3 protein-coding genes are annotated in these 3,557 nt (G+C 69.9%); all 3 read left to right on the top strand.

Annotated elements, in window-relative coordinates; all coding sequences use genetic code 11:
- Window positions 1-262: 262 nt before the first annotated feature.
- Window positions 263-748 (top strand): MarR family winged helix-turn-helix transcriptional regulator, encoded by a 486-nt coding sequence (locus tag ACFC1R_RS38175; RefSeq protein WP_375946327.1) that lies wholly within the window; start codon window positions 263-265, stop codon window positions 746-748.
- Window positions 749-1,174: 426 nt separating this feature from the next.
- Window positions 1,175-2,323, top strand: a complete 1,149-nt coding sequence (locus ACFC1R_RS38170; RefSeq protein WP_375946326.1) for a serine hydrolase domain-containing protein — start codon at window positions 1,175-1,177, stop codon at window positions 2,321-2,323.
- A gap of 31 nt (window positions 2,324-2,354) precedes the next feature.
- Window positions 2,355-3,443 carry an alpha/beta hydrolase gene (locus ACFC1R_RS38165; protein WP_375946325.1) on the top strand — a complete coding sequence of 363 codons (1,089 nt, stop codon included), beginning with the start codon at window positions 2,355-2,357 and terminating at the stop codon, window positions 3,441-3,443.
- Window positions 3,444-3,557: the final 114 nt, after the last annotated feature.

Raw genomic sequence — 3,557 nt, 5'->3', positions numbered from 1 at the left:
GCCATGGCCTGGCCGGAGACGCCGAGGGCGGCTGCGCCGGCGAGGAGGAGGGAGGTCGTCGCGGTGGCGGCCCGTCGCATGGTCTTGCGGTTCATGGTTCTTCCTTCGTCCGTGCTCACGGGGCCCGTTGGGGATCACCGTGAGCGGGGAGCCGTCCGCTGACCGGAGGACTCGTGTTGAATCTTCAACCAACATAGAGGGGAGTTGGTTGAAGCGTCAAGTGATTACTTGAAGGATCAAGTGATTGGGTAGAGTCGCCGGCATGGACAAGGACGAGCCGTGCTGGCTGAACGAGACCGAGCTCAACGCCTGGAAGGCGTTCAGTGCAATGATCATCAAGCTGCCCGCCGCACTGGATGCCCAGCTTCGCAACGACTCGGGACTGAGCCAGTTCGAGTACCTCGTGTTGGCCGCGCTCTCCGACGCGCCACAGCGCGCGCTGCGGATGAGCACCCTCGCCGTCCTCGCCAACGGCTCGCTCTCCCGCCTGTCGCACGTGGTCAAACGGCTGGAGCGGCACGGCTACGTGCGCCGGGAGACCGCACCTGACGACGGCCGCTGCACCAACGCCGTCCTCACCGACGAGGGGTACCGGAAGCTGGCCGACAGCGCACCCGGCCACGTGGAGCGGGTGCGATCACTGGTGCTGGACGCACTGGCGCCGGAGCAGATCGAACAACTGCGTCACATCTCCCAGCAGATCCTGCACGGGATGGAGCCCGGGCTGCCCTGTGTGGACCGCCGCTGATCCACGGTGTGCCGACGGTGCCGCCGACGGGTCGGCCGGACTGGACGTGGCCGGGCACGTCCTCCGGCTTCTGCACCGAGATGGGCCGTCGGCCGCCATGGACCTGTTGAGTTCGCGGCACGCGGCGTCTCAGTGGGGGCGTTGCGATCGCCGCCGTGCATGAGGCTGTCCGGCACATCCGCCTCTCGGCCAGAGCCACCGCACCCGCCGGCGCAGCTACTGACTGGTCACCTGCAGCCCGAACGAGCCCTCCCCGGGCCGGCTCCTGACCGGCGCAACCGGCTCTGACCAGCCGTGACGGGTCCGGCCACAGATGGCCGGTGTTTGGCCTGTCCGCTAACCGGTCTCCCTGCCAGCATCGGTTCCTCCACTCCATGGCACCCCCGGTGTCATGTCCGTGACTGAGATCCGTCCGAGGAGACCTCGATGAAGCCGCTCCGTACCACCGTTGCCGCCGCAACCCTGGCCGTCCTGGCCGCCCTGGGCACCGCCACCCCAGCCCTGGCCGATGTGCCGGGCGCCCAGGCCCTCCTCCAGGCCGGAGCGCAGAAGGGCGTCGCCGACGGCTACCCAGCCGTGGTCGGCCTGGTCCGACAGGGCGACACCACCCAGTACGCGAGCGCCGGGGTCAAGGACCTCTCCAGCCGTACCCCCGCCGACCCGAAGGCCCAGTTCCGGATCGGCAGCAACACCAAGGCCTTCACCTCGACCGTGCTGCTCCAGCTCGAGGCCGAGGGCCGCCTGTCCCTCGACGACACGGTGGCGAAGTGGCTGCCCAGCGCCGTCAACGCCAACGGCTACGACGGTTCCAAGATCACTATCCGCGAACTGCTCAACCAGACCTCCGGCCTGCCCGAGTACGCCGGCGGGAACTTCGGGCTCCAGTACGCACTCAACACCCAGCCCAACCAGCCCTGGGCCCCGCAGGCCCTGGTGGACCTCGCGCTCCGGCAGGCCCCCACCGCCGCGCCGGGCCAGCGGTTCAGCTACGCCAACACCAACTACGTACTGGCCGGCATGGTGATCAAGGCCGTCACCGGCAACGAGCCGGCCACCGAGATCCAGCAGCGGATCATCGCCCCGCTCGGCCTCACCAACACCACCTTCCCGACCAGCGACTCGACGCTGCACGGCAACTACCTGCACGGCTACCAGTACCCGGGCGGGCTCGCCTACGTGATCCTCGACGAGACCGTCTCGGACGTGCAGGCGTTCGGCGCCGCCGGGGCGATGGTCTCCACCCTCGACGACCTGGCCACCTTCGACCGGGCCCTGCTCACCGGCAAGCTTCTACCGCCCGCCCAGGAGGCCGAACTCAAGACCACGGTGCCGGTGGACAGCTCCGGCGTCGGCGGCTACGGCCTCGGCATCTTCCACCAGCAGCTGCCCTGCGGCCAGTGGGTCTGGGCGCACTCCGGTGCCGTGCTCGGCTACCTCAGCAACTGGTACAGCAGTGACGACGGCAGCAAGCAGGCGGTCCTGGCCAACACCGAGTTCCACATGGTTGCCGCACCCCCCACCAGGGGCCAGATCGACACCACCACCGCCGAGGCCAATGCCTACTGCGCGCTCTGACCCACCCCCTCTCCCGGAAGGAACCGCACCCATGAGCTCCCTCCCGCGCACCCGTCGGCATCTCAAGACGGCCCTGGTCGCCGCCGCGCTCACCGTCTCCGCCCTGCTCGGCACCGCCCCCGCCCACGCGGACACCGAACCCACCCCGCCCGCGCTGACCGACGGCTTCGGCCTGACCCAGGTCGGCGCCCCCGAGCTGCACTCGGCCACCGACTTCACCATCACGGTGACCACCCCGCAGCTCTCCGGCACCCACAAGATCCGGATCTTCCTGCCGTCCGGCTACGCGGCCGACCCGACCAAGCACTGGCCGGTGGCATACTTCCTGCACGGCGCGGCCGGCAACCCGGACGACGCCGCGGCCGCCCCCGCCCTGCACAACGACTCCATGATCACCGTGGCGCCGGACGGCGGCCTCAAGGGCTGGTACGCCAACTGGGTCATGCAGAACACCATGCTCGGCGCAGCGAACTGGCGGACCTTCCACCTCGACCAGGTGATCCCCTTCATCGACGCCAACCTGCGCACCCTCCCGGACCGCGCCCACCGGGCCGTGATCGGCCTCTCGATGGGCGGCTACGGCGCGCTGCGCTACGCCGAGAACCGGCCCGACCTGTTCGGGCACACCGTCTCGCTCTCCGGCGGCATCGACTTCGGCATGGGGGTGATCCGTGGCGCGGTGCTGGCCACCGAGCTCAACCTGCCCGGCGCGATGTGCGGGGCCAGCAGCTCCACCGTGCCGGGCACCGGCAAGTGCACCGTCGACGGGCCGGTGGTCGACAGCGACGCGATCTTCGGCTCGCCGTACCCGGTCTTCAACGCCGACCACATCTGGAACGAGGTCAACCCCGCCGACCCGGCCAACCTGGCCAAGCTCCGCGGTGACGACATTGCGCTCTACAGCGGCAACGGAGACGCCATCGACCTCTTCACCGAGGGCGCCTCGAACACCGTGAAGAGCCGCCTCGACCAGCTCGGCATCCCGAGCCGGTACATCGACTACACCAACGGTGCCAGCCTCTCGCCCACCTGCAACGGCGGCCACAACTACGGCTGCTGGGCCCCGGCCATCGCCGACTACATCCCGCACCTCCAGGCCGCCTTCGCCGCCGCGGGCTGACCGGGCCCGCCGCGCGGTGCCGCCGACTCACAGGGGGGGGGGGCCCCCCCCCCAGCAGAGGGGGGTTTTTTTTAGCGGTTTTGCCACCGTGTGGCCGCGGTCCGGGGGCCCCGC

This window comes from Kitasatospora sp. NPDC056138 (genome assembly GCF_042264695.1).
Classification (GTDB): domain Bacteria; phylum Actinomycetota; class Actinomycetes; order Streptomycetales; family Streptomycetaceae; genus Kitasatospora.
Note: the sequence above shows the minus strand (reverse complement) of the source record. Positions and strands in the feature narration are given on the sequence as shown.

What these genes read in the sequence shown, in the direction of transcription:
- ACFC1R_RS38165 (WP_375946325.1), top strand. Translation starts at nt 2,355, where the DNA reads ATGAGCTCCCTCCCGCGCACCCGTCGGCATCTCAAGACGGCCCTGGTC.
- ACFC1R_RS38170 (WP_375946326.1), top strand. Translation starts at nt 1,175, where the DNA reads ATGAAGCCGCTCCGTACCACCGTTGCCGCCGCAACCCTGGCCGTCCTG.
- ACFC1R_RS38175 (WP_375946327.1), top strand. Translation starts at nt 263, where the DNA reads ATGGACAAGGACGAGCCGTGCTGGCTGAACGAGACCGAGCTCAACGCC.